The organism is Rivularia sp. UHCC 0363 (assembly GCF_034931125.1).
Taxonomy (GTDB): domain Bacteria; phylum Cyanobacteriota; class Cyanobacteriia; order Cyanobacteriales; family Nostocaceae; genus Rivularia.
Window position 1 is genome coordinate 91,245 of the sequence record NZ_JAYGHM010000020.1, and the last position, 17,433, is coordinate 108,677.

The 17,433-nt window shown below is 39.3% G+C and carries 16 protein-coding genes, 1 tRNA gene and 1 other annotated feature; of the genes, 12 read left to right on the plus strand and 5 right to left on the minus strand.

The window, feature by feature from the left end; translation table 11 throughout:
- The first annotated feature begins 42 nt into the window (after positions 1-42).
- A complete protein-coding gene (locus tag VB797_RS13740) occupies positions 43-435 on the plus strand; it encodes a hypothetical protein (RefSeq protein ID WP_323238246.1) in 393 nt (130 codons plus the stop codon).
- Positions 436-755: 320 nt separating this feature from the next.
- Here VB797_RS13740 and VB797_RS13745 read toward each other — a convergent pair whose 3' ends face one another.
- On the minus strand, positions 756-1,301 hold the full coding sequence (locus VB797_RS13745) for a phycobiliprotein lyase (protein ID WP_323238247.1): 546 nt from the start codon (positions 1,299-1,301) through the stop codon (positions 756-758).
- A gap of 577 nt (positions 1,302-1,878) precedes the next feature.
- On the opposite strand from VB797_RS13745, the gene VB797_RS13750 reads away from it, so the two are divergent.
- The gene (locus VB797_RS13750) at positions 1,879-3,267 is read left to right on the plus strand and encodes an efflux RND transporter periplasmic adaptor subunit (RefSeq protein WP_323238248.1); all 1,389 of its coding nucleotides are present in this window, start codon (positions 1,879-1,881) and stop codon (positions 3,265-3,267) included.
- Between the two features lie 25 nt (positions 3,268-3,292).
- Complete coding sequence (locus tag VB797_RS13755) at positions 3,293-6,487, plus strand: efflux RND transporter permease subunit (RefSeq protein ID WP_323238249.1); 3,195 nt, start codon at positions 3,293-3,295, stop codon at positions 6,485-6,487.
- Between the two features lie 66 nt (positions 6,488-6,553).
- Here VB797_RS13755 and VB797_RS13760 read toward each other — a convergent pair whose 3' ends face one another.
- Positions 6,554-7,609, minus strand: coding sequence for a glycosyltransferase family 4 protein (locus VB797_RS13760; protein WP_323238250.1), 1,056 nt, complete (start codon positions 7,607-7,609; stop codon positions 6,554-6,556).
- 559 nt (positions 7,610-8,168) lie between these two features.
- Positions 8,169-9,131 (minus strand): glycosyltransferase family 2 protein, encoded by a 963-nt coding sequence (locus VB797_RS13765; protein ID WP_323238251.1) that lies wholly within the window; start codon positions 9,129-9,131, stop codon positions 8,169-8,171.
- Positions 9,132-9,293: 162 nt separating this feature from the next.
- On the opposite strand from VB797_RS13765, the gene rplS reads away from it, so the two are divergent.
- From rplS to rplL, 8 genes are all read left to right on the plus strand, one after another.
- Positions 9,294-9,656 (plus strand): 50S ribosomal protein L19, encoded by a 363-nt coding sequence (rplS, locus tag VB797_RS13770; protein ID WP_323238252.1) that lies wholly within the window; start codon positions 9,294-9,296, stop codon positions 9,654-9,656.
- 152 nt (positions 9,657-9,808) lie between these two features.
- Positions 9,809-9,881 (plus strand) — tRNA-Trp (locus VB797_RS13775).
- A 174-nt stretch (positions 9,882-10,055) separates the two neighbouring features.
- Positions 10,056-10,280: a preprotein translocase subunit SecE gene (gene secE / locus VB797_RS13780; RefSeq protein ID WP_323238253.1), complete on the plus strand. Its 225-nt coding sequence runs from the start codon at positions 10,056-10,058 to the stop codon at positions 10,278-10,280.
- Positions 10,277-10,918 (plus strand): transcription termination/antitermination protein NusG, encoded by a 642-nt coding sequence (gene nusG / locus VB797_RS13785; protein WP_323238254.1) that lies wholly within the window; start codon positions 10,277-10,279, stop codon positions 10,916-10,918. Before secE ends, nusG begins: the two co-directional genes overlap by 4 nt.
- A 6-nt stretch (positions 10,919-10,924) precedes the next feature.
- The gene (gene rplK / locus VB797_RS13790) at positions 10,925-11,350 is read left to right on the plus strand and encodes a 50S ribosomal protein L11 (protein WP_323238255.1); all 426 of its coding nucleotides are present in this window, start codon (positions 10,925-10,927) and stop codon (positions 11,348-11,350) included.
- A 167-nt stretch (positions 11,351-11,517) separates the two neighbouring features.
- Entirely contained in the window at positions 11,518-12,231 is a 714-nt protein-coding gene (gene rplA / locus VB797_RS13795; protein ID WP_323238256.1) for a 50S ribosomal protein L1, read from the plus strand.
- Positions 12,232-12,426, plus strand: a sequence feature (ribosomal protein L10 leader region).
- 33 nt (positions 12,427-12,459) lie between these two features.
- Positions 12,460-13,029 (plus strand): 50S ribosomal protein L10, encoded by a 570-nt coding sequence (rplJ, locus tag VB797_RS13800; RefSeq protein WP_323238257.1) that lies wholly within the window; start codon positions 12,460-12,462, stop codon positions 13,027-13,029.
- A gap of 126 nt (positions 13,030-13,155) precedes the next feature.
- The gene (gene rplL / locus VB797_RS13805; protein ID WP_323238258.1) at positions 13,156-13,563 is read left to right on the plus strand and encodes a 50S ribosomal protein L7/L12; all 408 of its coding nucleotides are present in this window, start codon (positions 13,156-13,158) and stop codon (positions 13,561-13,563) included.
- A gap of 67 nt (positions 13,564-13,630) precedes the next feature.
- Here rplL and VB797_RS13810 read toward each other — a convergent pair whose 3' ends face one another.
- Positions 13,631-15,379, minus strand: a complete 1,749-nt coding sequence (locus tag VB797_RS13810) for a protein kinase domain-containing protein (protein WP_323238259.1) — start codon at positions 15,377-15,379, stop codon at positions 13,631-13,633.
- Positions 15,380-15,706: 327 nt separating this feature from the next.
- Positions 15,707-16,117: an IS200/IS605 family transposase gene (tnpA, locus tag VB797_RS13815; protein ID WP_323238260.1), complete on the minus strand. Its 411-nt coding sequence runs from the start codon at positions 16,115-16,117 to the stop codon at positions 15,707-15,709.
- Positions 16,118-16,194: 77 nt separating this feature from the next.
- On the opposite strand from tnpA, the gene VB797_RS13820 reads away from it, so the two are divergent.
- A partial coding sequence (locus VB797_RS13820) for a transposase (protein WP_323238267.1) occupies positions 16,195-17,433 on the plus strand: 1,239 nt, incomplete at its 3' end.

Below are 17,433 nucleotides of genomic sequence, written 5' to 3' on the forward strand. Positions count from 1 at the left end.
AATAGAGGAAATAGTGAATAACTGGAATTTAGGTAAAAATTGATGAATATTGGAGAATCTGTAAGAGCGTTAATTTTGGCAAGACAAAAATGGAATAGTACGGGAATTAATTTAGTTGTCAATCAAGATTATCATTTAACAGTATCTACAAATGAAAAATGGATAGATTGGTTTGTTTCATGCAATGCTGATGGGTTCCCCACTTCAAACTGGATATTAAAAAATAGCGAACGGTTAAGACGCTCACCTCAAGAAAATTGGTTTGCTCTGATGGGAACAATTAACTTTGATACCGATAATTTATTTAAAATCGGTACTGATAAAATATTGCAAGCAAATCAAAGCGGTATACTCACTTGTTTCGCGAATGATATACCTTTTATGTATTGGAATAATAAAGGTTCAATACAACTGATTGTGACTAGAATCAAATAATAAAATAATTTCATATTGATATTAATATTAATAAAGAGACGGTATTACAAGCTGTTTTTTAAGCTATCTAATATAACAAGGTAAAAGAAAGAGGGTTGATTCTAGAGGTTTTTTAGTAATTTGAAATGGTAGCTTTATTTCCGCCGACCTTTACTAGCTATAGCAATCCAAACTGAGACTTAATTCTTATATGTAGACATAAAAATAAACCTAACAGTGCAAAACTCTTAGGCATTAATAAAACGAAGTATGTAACAAAATCTAAAATCATCTAAACCTCTTTCCTACTCTCTAATCCCAACGATGATTTTTTTTACCGATCATCCTTCAATCCGCTTTTCCAAATACTGTCCAATCATTACCTGTTCCCCAGCGCGAGAAATCACAGATTGACGAGTGCGGTATTTCTCACCAATAAACTTGATCTCTTCCTCAAATACCGAACCTTTGTACTCGGTACGCAAACACAAAGTTTTCTCATTCGGTAAATGAAACTCAGCGGTAATTGGTTTCGACGTAGCAAAACCACGATCGCGATACAGTATATTGCCCAAAGCCCCAAATAAGGTAGAACCCTTCGATTCCTTCTTCCCACTCACCGAGTTGACGCTTTCCCAAGTCACTTCGGTACCACAAATCAAAATTTTATCTGACGGTAAACCGTGCATCTGAGCCAGAACAATCAGTTCATCACATCCTGCTTCTAAAAACCGCACCGCGATCGCGCTTTCGACTTCTTTAGTTTCTCCGTCCGGTAAAGTATAGTAGCGTCGTTCCGAATGCCATTTACCTTCGGACTCTCGAAAAAATTTCGCGATCAATACGGATTCATTTGTTGCTTCTGCAAGCTTTAGCGGTGATGTCACTGGTACACTTCCTTATATTCAACTCAAAATCCGGTCAGATGATAACTACACCATGTCTTTTATCTAAACCAGATTTTGTTACTTTTCTTAAAATAGCGCAATGTTTTGTAAAAGAAAGATAATTTAGTTACAATGTCGCAAATAAAAATTTGTAGCCTTTAAATAAAAAAAATAGAAGTGAAAAAGGTCATAAATAGGTAAGGTAGAATTTATTACTTGCGATATAGTCAGAATTATTTAAAAATATTTATAATCCTGATAGTTAATCGGATGATTCTTATGTATAAGTTTAAATATCCACAAGTAAGGTCGTATAAAAAAATCATGCATATAAGTGTAAATACTAGTTATGCATACTAACTAAGTTTGTAAAAGATTAATGCTTTTAATTTTCTCAAACCTTTTTTGCTTCATACTCGGCTTGTATTAATAAAACTAACTATTTTATTTTTCATGCTAAGTTGCCTCTAAAAAAGTTGGGAAAGCCAATTACTTTTATTAAATAAATTATGCTTTATTAGTAACATTATTTATTGTTTCTTCCTTCTCACTATTCCCTATTTTTTATTTCAAACATATGCCATACAAGAAGGAGACTAATAGACAACAGAATAATGATTTTTTCTCATCAGCATATAGCTTAGTTCCTTGTTCTCGCGGGTTGATTGCTTGTTTGTTGGGATTAGGGCTTTTAAGCGTTAGTTGTAGCGGCTCGCTTCCCAAAGAAACAGCCGATGCTCAATCCCAACGTCGAAGTAGGGGAGGAAAAAAAGGTGGTGCAGTTCCTGTAGATGTAGCGATCGCTCGCACGGATTCGTTACAAAAATCACAGCCACTGACGGGTACTACGACACCTTTTCGTACAGTTTCATTGCGATCGCAAGTAGAAGGAAGGCTTTTGGGATTAAATGTAGATGTTGGTGATACGGTTAACCAAGGGCAAGTCATTGGACAGGTGGATGATACCCTATTAAGAACGGCAATAAATCAAGCAGAAGCAGAATTAGCATCTTTGAAATCAGAAATCGCACGTATTAACGCTCAGATTAGTAATGCTCGTGCGGAAGTCGAAAGAACTAAACTGCAACTCCAACAGCTACAAGCAGATTCTCAAAGACAGCAGAAACTTGCAAGTCAAGGTGCGATCGCCAAACAAACTGCCGAACAAGCACGTACACAAGCTCAATCAGCCGCTCAACTTGTTCGTGCTGCTCAAGAAAACGTTCGGGTCGAACAGCAAGCTCTTGCAGCGGCAAAAGGTAGAGTTATTGCTCAGCAAGCAGTTGTTGCAGAAGCAGTAGAAAGACGCTCCTATGCAAGACTCATATCACCCATTAGTGGTGCAGTTTTACAGAGATTAACAGAACCGGGAAATCTTCTCCAACCGGGGAATGAAATTGTCAAAATAGGGGACTTCAATCGGATCAAAGTAGAAGTTCAAATCTCCGAATTAGAATTAGCAAAAATCCAGGTTGGACAGTCCGTACAGGTGCGTTTAGATTCCTTTCCCAATCAAACATACTACGGAACAGTTACCCGTATTTCCCCCGCAGCCGATCCAACCGCTCGACTAGTACCAGTAGAAGTAGTTATTCCTAACAACAACAAGCAGATTGGTAGCGGTTTATTAGCACGAGTTGATTTTACATCTCAGGAACAAGCAAATATAGTAATACCTGAATCAGCGTTACAAAAAGACAGAAAAAGCAAAACCAAAACTGAAGAAAATTCCCAGACAAATAGTCAAGGTAAAATATTCGTTTTAAATTCCTCAGAAAAGCCTACAGTTTCAGTCAGAGAAGTAACAGTTGGCAAAAAAATTGATGGCAAAGTCGAAATTTTATCTGGACTGCAACCAGGAGAAAAATTTGTAGCCCGTAGCGGAGAGCCGTTAAAAGATAATGCGGCTGTAAGACTTTCAATTCTTTCTGAAAAGCCAACTCAACTCCAAAAAACGAATAACTGATAACTGTTCACTGTTCACTGGTAATATGCAACAAGTTAACCCAAACGGATTTAGTATTAGCGGTGTTTCAATTCGTCAGCATATCGGTACGTTGATGCTGACACTAGCAGTAATTGTGCTAGGTGTTTTTTATACAATCAGATTACCCGTAGATTTACTGCCATCAATTACCTATCCCCGAATTGGCGCACGTATTACAGCACCGGGAATTTCCCCGGAAGTGGGGGTTGATGAAATTACCAGACCATTAGAAGAAGCTTTTGCTCGTACAGAAGGTGTGCTTCAGGTATATTCCCAAACTCGTGAAGGTAATATCAGCGTCGATTTGTATTTTCAACCGGGGGGTAACATTGACCAAGCCCTTAATGATGCGACAGCTGCATATAACAGAGCCAGAAGCAGTTTACCCGATACTCTTGAAGCACCGCGTATTTTCAAATTTGACCCTTCCCAATTACCAGTCTATGAATTTGCCTTAACTTCACCTGATTTAAAAGGCGTTGACCTGCGTGTATTTGCTGAAGAAGAACTCGCTCGTGAACTTGGTGTAGTTCCGGGGGTTGCGGGGGTAGATGTATCAGGAGGGCTTCAAGAAGAAATTAGAGTAAATATTGACTTGAACCGCTTGCAAGCTTTGGGCGTAGGATTAACAGACGTACTTGATGAACTGAGGAGTCGTAACCAAGACGTTTCCGGTGGCAGAATATTTGGTGAAAATTCCGAGCCGTTAATCCGGACTGTGGGACGTTTTCAAGATGCTCAAGAGATTGAAAATCTTTCCTTTGAAGTTTCTGCTTCCGAATCTTCTACAACTGCTACTCCCCCTCGTCGCGTTTACCTACGAGATTTTGCCCAAGTTATCGATGGTTCCGAAGAACAACGAATATTCGTTTCACTCAATCGCGAAGAAGCAGTAAAACTCAGCGTTCAAAAACAGCCGGATAGCAATACAGTTAATGTTGTCGATAGCGTCAAACAGCGTTTGGAACAGCTAAAAGCATCCGGTTTAATTCCAGAAGGAACAGTAATTACCACAACCTCGGATGAATCGCAGTTTATCCGTAACTCCATATCAAACGTTACTACTTCCGGTTTAATTGGTACCTTGCTCGCTGCGATCGCGGTTTTATTATTTCTTGGTTCTATCCGTCAAACGTTGATTATTGTACTGGCAATTCCCTTAGCTACCCTAGCTGCAATTGTTATGATGGGTGTATTTGGCTTATCTCTGAACATTTTTAGTTTGGGTGGTTTAGCTTTGGGTGTGGGGATTGTTGTTGATAACTCCATCGTCATGTTGGAGAATATTGCCGAAGGTGCGGGAATGACTCCGGGTAAAAGTACAAGAACTCGTTTGAGTCCCCATCAATTACTCCAACAAGCCGAACAAAGCAGCCGGGAAGTTGAATCAGCTTTGATTGCTTCCACTAGTACCAACTTAGTTGCAGTATTGCCGTTTCTATTAATCGGTGGCTTTATTTCGCTGCTATTTAATGAGTTAATTCTCACTATCAGCTTTTCTGTTGCAGCTTCGATTTTAATTGCAGTCACCGTTGTACCGATGATGACATCCCGACTGCTAGCTTTACGGTGGTCGAGTCGTTTGAACGAATTTTGGTTATTACGTCAGTTTAATCGTAGTTTTGAAGCTGCTACGAGAGCATACGGTAATTTTTTAGCGAAAGTGCTGCGTTTTCGCTGGCTGGCTATTGGAGCAGCTATTTTAATATTTGGTGGTAGCAGTTTATGGATGATTCCCCAAATCCCCCAAGAAATTTTACCCCGCATTAGTACCGGACAAGCCAACTTATTTGCTCAGTTTCCTCCCGGTACACCTTTGGAAACCAACCGCAAAATTATGGCTGCGGTAGATGATATTCTGATCGAACAGCCAGAAACCGAGTATACTTTTACCACTGCTGGAGGTGCGCTGTTTGGTACTAGTACCAGTGAAAACCCGTTACGGGGTTCCAGTACCATTACCTTAAAACCCGGTACCGATGTAGAAGCTTATGTAGAAAAAGTGACCGCTGAGTTTGAGAAACTTAATTTAGCCGGAATTCGTTTGCGTCTGAGTCCCGGTGCAGTCCGGGGTTTAATATTGAGTAATTCCCCCGTCCGTGGTGCAGAAGTTGATGTGATTTTACAGGGGAATGATTCGCGATCGCTACAAGAAGCAGGTCGTCAAGTATTAGCAGCAATGGAAGAACAAGCTACTTTAGCTAGATTCCGTCCCGATGCTGACCCCCAGCAACCAGAAATTCAAATTTTACCCGACTGGGAAAGAGTTGCGGATGTAGGTTTAACAACTCAATCGATTGGTGACACTATTCAAACCGCGATCGAGGGTAGCACACCGACTCAGTTGCAGCGCGATAACCGTTTGGTAGATATAAAGGTACAGTTGAGCGAAGAATCAATCAAATCTGCTTCGGAACTGGCAAGATTACCTTTATTTGTAAATAATAATCGTCAAGTACGTTTAAGTGACGTTGCCGACATTGTTGACGGACAAGCACCCGGAGAAATTCAGCGGATTAACCAGCGTCAGGTCTTTATTGTTGCAGGTAACTTAACTGAAGGAGCAAGTCTAGGGGAAGCACTAAAACAAGTTAATTCTGTACTCGCGAGTTTGGATTTGCCTGAAGGTGTGTTGGTATTGCCTAGTTCGTCATCGCAAGCTAATGAAGAATTGCAAAACTCTTTGAAATTGTTGGGAGGATTAGCCGCTTTTCTGGTATTTGTGGTCATGGCTGTGCAGTACAATTCCCTGGTTGATCCCTTAGTAATTATGTTTACAATTCCTTTGGCATTAGCTGGGGGTATTTTCGGACTTTATATTACTCAGACAGCCATTGGTGCAACGGTTATCGTTGGTGCAGTGTTGTTAGTAGGTATTGTCGTTAATAACGCCATCATCATGGTAGAGTTAGCCAATCAAATTCGCGAACAAAAAGGTGTTGACCGTCAAACCGCAATTTTGCAAGCTGCACCGCAACGCTTGCGTCCGGTATTAATGACCACCATTACCACAGTTTTGGGTATGTTCCCCCTAGCGTTAGGTATCGGGCAAGGTTCGGAATTCCTACAACCTTTGGGTGTAGTAGTCTTTTCTGGATTGTCTTTAGCAACAGTATTAACTTTATTTGTGATTCCCTGCTTTTATATTTTGCTACATGACCTTTTCAGTGGAAAATGGGGAAGGAGAGTTAGGAGTTAGGAGTCATAGGATTTTGGATTTTGGATTTGGGAATTAAGAATAGTGAGGAGTTAGGAGTTAAATTATTTAACCTTTAATCTCTTGATAAACTGCTAATGTTTCTTGATAAACCCGGTTAACATTCAACCTTTCTAAATTTTGACCGGCTCGATTTTTCCATTCGTGTAATGCATTTGCATCATTCACCAAATTTATCATCTTATTTGCTAAAGCTTGACTATTTTGTGGTGGTACTAAAAGCCCAGCTTCTCCATAATCCAAAGCTTCAGGAATTCCATCAACTTCGGTTGCAATAATCGCACAACCGGCTTCACGCGCTTCTGAAAGTACCAGCGGACAAGGATCGCGAAAAGAAGCGAGGACAAATATATCACAAGAGTTTAAGTAGCGTTGCGGTTCTGGCTGATAACCTTCAAAATGAATTCTATCAATGCAACTTAGCTGTTTTGCTTGTGTTTCAAACATCTCTTTATCCGGACCATTTCCGACTAAATAAAGATGAGATTGAGGAAATAAATCTGCAATTTGCTCAAAAGCATTTATTAGTACAGTAATACCTTTACGCTGATACATTCCCGCAACAGTGAGAATTGCTGGATGGTGTAACTGTAAATTTTGATATTCATGTATCGGGTTCCGGGGACTTCCCAAAGTTCCATTACAAATAACCCGTAATTTATCTTCTGAAATACCCCTTTTTTTCATACTTTGAGCCACAACTTTACTGACAGCAATTACCCGATCAGCTAAACCCATTAATATACTTTCGTGCTTAAATTCGTTGTGTACAGTGGAAACCAAACCATAATTATTTCCAAATCTCAAACCACTTGCAAGCAGCATACCTGTCATCATATGAGCATGAACGATATCTGGCTGAAAATCTTTGATAATCTGCCGATAAATTACTCCTGCTTTCATAATATTTTGTGGTGTTCTTTTTTGATTTAAATGATAATGTTTAACACCATATTTATTAAGCAATATTTCATATTCACCATCATCAGAAACTACCGCTACATCATGACCATTTTTAGCTTGCAAACAAGCAATATCTACCGCTACATTGATGATACCGTTACCAATTTCCTGAATATCGTTCAAAATATGGATTATTTTCATCGACATACTACGTATTAAAATAAGTTGTTACATTTAAACAAAGCATGAATTTATAGTAACTGCTCCGAAGCAAGTTTTACTTCATACATAAGATAAAAATTTTCAATATTTTGTTTCCTTGATGATTTTAAATTTTTTCAGTTAAAATATTGCTTCTTATAAATAGATAGTCATGAGAAGTTAGCTTTAACTAAGCTAAACCATCAAAGAAATGCTTGACTATAAATTTACGCATCTAAGTAAAATCAACGATACGCTCTATGAATACTGAGCATCTTTAATAAGTGAATTTATTTAGTCTGAAATTATGCAAAAGTAATGCGTAAGGATAAAAACGTTCCGCGATCGCAACTGCGAAGTCTTTTAGCCGCTTTTCTTATATATATTAGGAATATGCTCTGCTCATATGTAATCTTCGATATCTCCTTTAAAAGAAATCAAGTATATTCCAACTATTATAATTTTATAAACCTAATTAGTCAGTAAATGTTTTTTCAATGTATTTACTGCCATTAGTTTAGATGTAGGCAAAATTATCTACCTATTAAAAGCTAAATCATTATTCAATTAAGACAATTTTACGTAAATTACGAGTGTGTAAATTCCCGCGACGTGCTAAAGCCGAAGCAAGCAGAAGCCGCCAAGCAGTTAGAGATAAAACAGAAGTATCTGCCAATTTAAGAAAATTTTTGATTTTTTTTTGCTTCAATGCAACTATTGCCCAATGTAGCTTCAAGTAATTTCTAATATCATCAAAAGCTGGAATGTCAGAGCGGTATTGTTCGTCAACTAAAGCGTAAATCTTCTCTTTCATTAAAATGTTAGTATTTAAACGCTTTTGGAGAAAGATTTTTTGGTCATATCCTCCAGACCAAATTGTTCGGTAAGCCAAACACTGATTTAAGAAAATAGCATCTCCAAACTGAGCAATACGAATCCAAGAATCAATATCATCGCAGCCCGTCAATTTAATATCCCATCCACCGCTTTTTAAAAAAGCCTCACGAGTACAAGCGACTTGAACCGGAGTTCCGAATGGTAATCGCTCCAAAAGCATACCGTAATGAATATCCGCTTGGGGTATGTAAAAAGCCGATCCCGGACCGAGTACGGGTGTACGACTCACCTCCGCTGACAACTCATTGACCTGAGACGCAATACAAGAGCAGATTACAGCACTTTCACGCATGGCGATCGCACAAAGCATTTCTTCAAGACAATTGGGAGCCAGATAGTCGTCATCATCTAAAAATTTAATCCACTCACCTTGAGCCAGAGAAATTCCAGCATTTACTGTTGCAGCATGACCTGAATTAACGCTATTACAAAAGTAAATTAGTCGTTGCTGCTGTCGTGGTGGTAGCTGTTCCTTGAAATTATTGACATACTCGGAAGTCCCATCAGACGAACAATCATCAGCAATCACGATTTCACACTCAACAGTCTGGCTAAAAGCAGAGTTAATTGCTCGTTTAAGTAAATCTAAACGGTTATAGGTTGTAATGACAACGCTAAATTTCATACATTCAATACTCTAAGTACAGCCATATCAACTACCGAATATAAAAACAAATTGTGCTTTATACAAAAAAATATTGTAATCATTAAAATAATCATTTTAAATAAGTGGACTAAAACATCGATATAGATTTATTATTGGTGATCGTGAGATTTGAAAAAACTAATGAACGTACAAGAAATAATCCGTAACCTAGAAGCGGAACAACTCAAAACAGACCTACCATTAATTTACGTAGGTGATACCGTGAGAGTCGGAGTAAAAATCAAAGAAGGCGAGAAATTTCGCGTACAGCCCTACGAAGGAGTTGTAATTGCCAAGCGTAACGGTGGAATCAACGAAACTATTACAGTTCGTAAAGTATTTCAAGGTGTTGGCGTTGAACGGGTTTTTCTCCTGCATTCTCCCCGAATTGATAATATAAAAGTTATGCGTCGAGGTAAAGTACGACGTGCCAAACTTTATTATCTTCGCGATCGCATCGGGAAAGCTACCCGGATTAAGCAGCGTTTTGACCGCTCACTGTGACATCAATAACTACCCCGAGACAGATACGAGCATCTACAGTAAAGCGGCATCACTGGCCGCTCTTTATTAGTTTTCAGAAAAAATAGATCATATTTGGCACAATTGGGTTAAACTAGTTAAGACCAGCACAAATAATAATTAATAAAGCTTGTGCGCTCTTAGTTCAGTTGGTAGAACGCAGGTCTCCAAAACCTGATGTCGGGGGTTCAAGTCCTCCAGGGCGCGTTATTAAATAAAATGCAGCCCGAAAGTTTTACTAAGATTTTCGGGTTAATTTTATTTTTTATAGCAGCTTTATACATCTAATTTTATGAATAGTGGTCTAATTCAGAACTGTTACTATTTAATGGAGACGTTCCGTATAGTAAGAATATAGGATTGGGGGAGAGGTATTTGACTATGGCCAAGAAAAACGAAGTACAGGTACAGGAAATGAGTAGCGGGTTTAATGCTGGCAACTTCTTTAAAGGAACTAGAGAGGAATTTGAAAAAGTCGTTTGGCCTAGTCGTAAACAGTTGGTGAGTGAATCCGCAGCCGTATTGTTAATGGTAACCCTTTCCGCTACAGTGATATTTTTTGTAGATAAATTCTTTGCTTGGGCAGCAACAGTGGTATTTAAATGACTTCTGCAACAGACGAAGACCGTAATTCGCCGTTGCAGTCAGAGGAAATGGACGCAGCGTCAAACGATGGCGTGCAAGCACCCCGGTGGTATGCAGTGCAAGTAGCCTCTGGCTGCGAAAAGCGTGTAAAAACCAACTTGGAGCAGCGCATTCAAACCTTTGATGTGGCTGACAAAATAATTCAGGTAGAGATTCCACACACGCCAACAGTCAAAATCCGTAAAGATGGCAGTCGTTACCAGACAGAGGAAAAAGTATTTCCTGGCTATGTACTGGTAAAAATGGAAATGGAAGATGATATCTGGCAGGTGGTGCGAAACACCCCCCATGTAATCAACTTCGTAGGAGCCGAACAAAAAAAAGGTAGTGGAAGAGGGCGTGGTCACGTAAAACCGTTACCCCTTTCTCGTAGTGAAGTAGAAAGGATCTTCAAGCAAGCTACCGAACAAGAGCCAGTAGTGAAAATTGACATGGCTGCTGGTGATAAGATAATTGTGCTTTCAGGTCCATTCAAAGACTTTGAAGGTGAAGTAATTGAAGTAAGTCCGGAACGAAGCAAGCTCAAAGCACTGCTTTCGATTTTCGGAAGAGATACGCCAGTAGAGTTGGAATTTAACCAAGTAGAAAAACAAAGCTAGTAGGAAATGGCGAAGAAAATAACAGCGATTATTAAACTGGCTCTGCAAGCTGGGAAAGCTAACCCAGCACCTCCTGTGGGACCTGCTTTAGGTCAGCACGGTGTTAATATCATGATGTTCTGTAAGGAGTACAACGCCAAAACAGCTGATAAAGCTGGGACGGTGATTCCGGTAGAAATTTCGGTTTTTGAAGACCGGAGTTTTACATTTATACTCAAGACTCCTCCAGCATCGGTACTAATTACCAAAGCAGCCAAAATAGCAAAAGGTTCTGCCGAACCAAATAAAGCCAAAGTTGGTTCAATCACAAAAGACCAATTGCGAGAAATAGCCGAAACTAAAATGCCCGATTTGAACGCCAACGACATCGAAGCGGCGATGAAAATTATTGCGGGTACTGCTCGTAATATGGGTGTAACGGTATCAGATTAAGAAAGTTAGGAGTTAAGAGTTAAGAGTTATGAATTTATAACTAGTAACCAACAACTAACTAAAATCCAAAATCCATTGACGCGCAAGCGTCTTCTCGTAGAGTAATCTAAAATCCAAAATTATTTGGGGGAGAGAATTAATCTCGCTAATTACCCCAGGAGGAACAAATGGCAAAATTGTCGCGTCGTATGATAGCGCTGCATGAAAAGATAGAAGATCAAGAATATCAACCGATAGAAGCTTTAAGTTTGCTTAAAGAAACGGCAACAGCAAAATTCCCCGAAGCAGCAGAAGCGCATATTCGCTTGGGAATTGACCCCAAATATACAGATCAGCAGTTGCGGACAACAGTAGTACTGCCTAAAGGTACCGGACAAGACATCAGAGTGGCAGTAATTGCGCGAGGCGAAAAAGTCGCAGAAGCAACTAGTGCAGGTGCTGATGTAGTTGGTTCTGAAGAACTGATTACCGAAATCCAGCAAGGAAGAATGGATTTTGATAAGCTAATTGCTACCCCCGATGTCATGCCGCAAGTAGCAAAACTTGGTAAATTATTAGGACCGCGTGGTTTGATGCCATCTCCTAAAGGTGGAACCGTCACATTTGACCTTGTAGGTGCGATCGGAGAATTCAAAGCTGGTAAATTAGAATTTAGAGCCGACCGGACTGGCATAGTTCATGTTATGTTTGGTAAGGCATCTTTTTCTCCAGAAGATTTATTGGTAAACTTGAAGGCGTTGCAAGAAAGCATTGAACGTAACCGTCCTTCAGGAGCAAAGGGTCGCTATTGGCGGACTATTTACGTATCTGCCACAATGGGACCATCGATTAGACTAGATGTCAACGCTTTGCGCGATTTAAAACTTAGCGACATAGCTTAAAAACTCAATACGTAACAGCCAGAGACAGCAGGTGCTTTTACAAAAGCTTAATTTCCTGCCTAGGTTAACATCCCATTTCTTCTTTCTCTACTAGTAGTAAGAATTAGATGATCTAAGGATTTTGTAATTACTTGTAAAGAAGTTTTTACAAATGTTAAACCCTGGCTGTTGCAGTCAGGGTTTTGTTGTTTTTAAGGTCGAAAAAAACCATGAAGGAGGTGATATAAAATGGGTAGAACGCTAGAGAACAAAAAGGAGATAGTCGCCGACCTCAAAGGACTTTTGAGCGAATCTTCCCTGGCATTAGTAATTGAATACCAAGGACTAAGCGTATCGGAAATTAGCGATTTGCGTAATCGGATGCGTCCAACTGGTACTGTTTGTAAAAGAACCAAAAACACCTTGATGCGTATTGCTGTTGAAGAAGATACTCTATGGCAGCCAATGACGCAGTACCTTCAAGATTCTTCAGTCTTTTTGCTAGTAAAAGAAGACTTAAAAGATGCCATTACGGCTTACGAAGAATTCCAAAAAGTCACCAAGAAAACACAAATTCGTGGTGGAGTACTTGAAGGACAGGCTTTGAGTGTAGATCAAGTCAAAGCACTCAAGGATTTGCCTTCCAAGCAAGAACTTATGGCTCGCTTGGCTGGTGGTTTGAATTCGATTGCAACCAAATTGGCTGTGGGACTCAACGCAGTACCAACCAAATTGGCAAGAGGTATCAACGAAGTACCAAATTCCTTGGCACGCGCAGTCAAAGCAGTTTCCGAGAAAGAAAGTTCTGGGGACTCTTAACTTCTAGATTTAGGATTTTGGATCTTGGATTGTACATAAACAAACTAAGTCTGACTTGAAAAATCTAGATTAAAAAGAATTCTTGATTTAAGTAACAAAACAACACAAAACTTCAGGAGTAAATAAATGTCTGCAAAAACCGATGAAATCATGGAAAGCTTGAAGTCTTTGAGCTTACTCGAAACTTCCGAACTAGTTAAGCAAATCGAAGAAGTATTTCAAGTAGATGCTTCTGCTTCCAGTGGTGGTGGCATGATGATGATGCCCGGAATGATGCCCGGAGCGCCTGGTGCTGCTGCTGCTGAACCTGAAGAAGAGAAAACTGAGTTTGACGTAGTACTTGAAGACGTACCAGCCGATAAGAAGATTGCGATCCTCAAGGTTGTACGCGGTATTACCGGCTTAGGTTTGAAGGAAGCCAAAGACTTAGTAGAATCCGCTCCTAAACCAATTAAAGAAGCTATTACCAAAGAAGCTGCTGAAGATGCTAAGAAGCAGCTTGAAGAAGCTGGTGCTAAGGTTTCGGTTAAGTAATAAATTTTTAAAATTCGCAATCCGTAATTATTAATTGCGAATTGCGAATTGCGAATTGCGAATTGGTTTAATGTAAATCCGCATCCCAGACAGCAATATAAATGCGGTCTTCTTGATTGCGTTCGATTACTCCTTTTAAACCGCCGGTTTGAAAGGAATATTGGTTTGTTTGGCGCTGATAAACTTGCTGCAATCCTTGCTGGATATCGCCATTTATATTACCTGCTAACATTCCTCTTAAAGTATTTTCCATCATGTTTGCTCCCACGGATTGGGCGAGAGAGGCTTCTGTTTGCCGCAATATTCCAGATTGACGGTCAAAAAGCAAACCGAGGTCTACACGATTTGGTTGTAATTTATAAAGATAGGCGCGGGTATTCCATAAACCTTTAGAAACTTTGGTTGGCTGTCCTAAATTTGCTTTGACATTGTTTTCAGAAATACCTGTAGGAAATACTGGAAAACTACGATTGTTTGTATTATTAACAACTGGTTTTTCAATTTCTTTTGGAGGTGCTGAAGCTTTAGGAGTAGGGATAGGAGCAGGAGTCGAAATTATTTGGGGTTGTGGTTCTGGTATTGGAATGACTGACGGCTGGTTGTTTTCCGGTGTTGGTTCAGGTGTTGGTTCGATTATTGGTTGCTGCTGCGGTTGCGGTGGAGCAATTTGTGGCTGTGATGGAGGTTGAATTTCCGGGATTTCGGATGGTTCGACTTCGGTGATTGGTTCGCGAGAAGGAATAGGACTACTATTAATATCTGACGGCGTTTGAGATATGACGACCTTTTCCTCCGGTTGTTGACGGTTAAAATTGGCGATCGCCACTCCCCCAATTAATCCAGCAGTTAGCAAACCACCGAAAATTAAACCGGGTTTTAACCAGTTTGTAGAAGTTGGAGTTGGGGTATTTCGAGGAATTCCGGCTGCGGGAGATACTGCAACTGTTTTTTGAGTATTCTGGTTAAATGCGGGTGAAGCAGTAGTAGAAGTCTTTGACTTTAATGCATCAAGCATTTTGCTGGCAGTACTGTAGCGACTACCTACATTTGGATCGATCGCGCGATCAAGAATTGCTTTAAAAGAAGTAGATAATTCTCCAGAGGCATAATTTTCCCATAGTATTTTACCAGTTTGCGGGTCAGTTTCTAATTCTTGGGGATGTTTCCCAGTTAACAAATAAATTGCGGTTAAACCCAAACTGTAAATATCAGTAGCAAAGACTGTATGTCCTACAGCTTGTTCGATCGGCATATATCCCGGTGTCCCAATCACCATCGATTGCGTCGGTTTTCCCGAAGAATTGACGGTATTACGAATAGTTTCTTTGACCGCACCGAAATCAATTAAAACCGGCTTACTATTAGAACTGCGGAAAATAATATTATCGGGTTTTATATCGCGGTGAATAATTCCTTTCGAGTGAACGTATTCTAAAACCGATAGCAAACTAAGTAAAATTTCTCTGACAGCTTTTTCATCCAAACATCCATTAACTTCAATAATATTTGTTAAAGTTTGCCCTTGAATCCATTCCTGAACCAGATAAAACAGACCATTTTCCGCAAAATAGGCGTAAAGGTTAGGAATTTGGTCGCTACCTTCACCGAGAAATTCTAAAGTTGTTGCTTCTCGTTCAAAAAGTTGCTGAATTTTTTCATAGGTTTTTGGATCGTCTACCAACGGTTTGAGTTGCTTGATAACACAACGACGACGAGAAGGAAGATGAGTATCTTCTGCTAAAAAGGTTTCACCAAACCCACCAGCACCTAACACCTGGATAACTTGATAACGATTGTTCAGTAACTTTGTTGTCATCTGCTTTAAACGAGTGAATACTCCAATTGATGCCGCGAGCCAATATTTAATTTATCTCAATTGTTCCGACGATGTTGGTAGTGGAATATATCCCGATTTGGTTTTTGATTATTTTTTGAGGGTAGGAAATCTTGTATATTATTATTTAGGTTAATAACCCTAGCACTAGAGTTATAGGAAAATAATTATGATGATTGGAACAACACGTAAAGTCCGATGCTTGGTAGCCCCGTGTTTTTAAACCGGGGTGGAAAAGCGACATAGCAGCGAAAGTGGGCGGACAGAGTACTCTGTCCGCCACATTTCGCGATTTATCTGAATTCAATATTAATGTCTTTCATGATGCGGGTCGTTTATATACGCCATTACCTTACTAGTGCTAACTTTCCCAGACGTATCGTAAAAGTAACTCCTAGTCCAAAGTGATGGGAGTTTTTTCAATTCTGGGAACTCATCTCTTAGTAATTTTGAACTTCTCCCTTTGAATGCTTTGATGACATTAAAAATAGCTGTTTTTTCGTCATACTCTATAAGTAAATGTACATGGTCTGAAGCTATTTCTTTAGCCTTGATAATCCATTCGTTATCTACCGCGACTGAATCTAATATCTCAGATAATCGCAATTTAACATTCCCTTTTAGTACAGGCTTCCTTCTTTTAGGTACCCAAACTAAGTGAACCGTAGCCAAGCCTACAGAATGTTCATTGTGCCTATATCCTACAGAGTCTTTTCTCATAATATTTGGTTGACGGGTTGACAGTTGTCAACCAACAATCTAACATAACAAATATAGATGAGCAACCGGAGAACAAAGTGTTTGGCTGTCAACAAGGATTGATAAAGTGTGACAAAGAAACCGCATCGATAATTGAGTATCTTTGCTACGAATCTAATAATTTATATAACTGTTCTGTCTACTATGCTAGGCAAATATGGTTTAAAACAGGGAAGATTGTTAGCGGGTTTGACTTAACTGCTCAGATGAAAACTAACAAACATTTCAACGCGGGTTATGCATCCTCTATGCAGCAAACTTGCTTGAATGTTGGTGAAGCTTTTAAATCGTTTAAAAAGTTATCAGCTAAATCTAAAAATGGAGAGTTAAATCAAAAACCAAAAGCACCAAACTATAGAAAACCTGGTGGTTTATTTACTGTCACATATCCTAAAAGGTGGTTGAAACTAAAAAACGGTCAAATTAGATTCCCTTTAGGAACCCAAGTTAAGGCATGGTTTGGAATATCTGATTTTTTTCTACCAATGCCTACTAACTTAAATTGGTCAGCTATTAAAGAAATAAGAATATTACCAAGGAATAGATGCTTCTATGCCGAATTTGTTTATAAAACAGAATTAGAAAATATTGAATTTGATAAATCAAAAGTGCTAGGAATCGACCACGGTTTGAATAATTGGTTAACTTGTGTATCTAATATTGGAACATCTTTTATAGTTGATGGCTTACATCTCAAAAGCTTAAATCAGTGGTATAACAAATCTGTCGCCAAAATCAAAGAAAATAAACCCCAAGGTTTTTGGTCAAATAGACTCGCAGCACTGACAGAAAAACGTAACCGTCAAATGCGTGACGCTGTTAATAAAGCAGCAAGAGCTGTAATTAACCACTGCATTGATAAAAGCATTGGTTCAATTGTTTTTGGTTGGAATACTGGTCAAAAAGATAGCGCGAATATGGGGAAAAAGAACAATCAAAAATTTGTCCAAATCCCAACCGCAAAACTAAAAAACCGTATTGAACAGTTATGCGAGCAATACGGAATTGAGTTTATTGAAACCGAAGAAAGTTATACCTCTAAAACATCGTTTTTGGATAATGATATTCTACCTAAATATGGTGAGAAACCCGACGGGTGGAAGAGTAGTGGTATTAGAACTAATCGCGGTTTATTTAAATCTGGAACCGGAATCAAAATAAATGCAGACTGCAACGGTGCTGCAAATATTATTCGTAAAGTAGCGATGACGACTAAATTTGATTTAGTCCGAATCAGTAGAGGCGTTTTAAGTACGCCTAAGAAAGTCCGTTTGTGG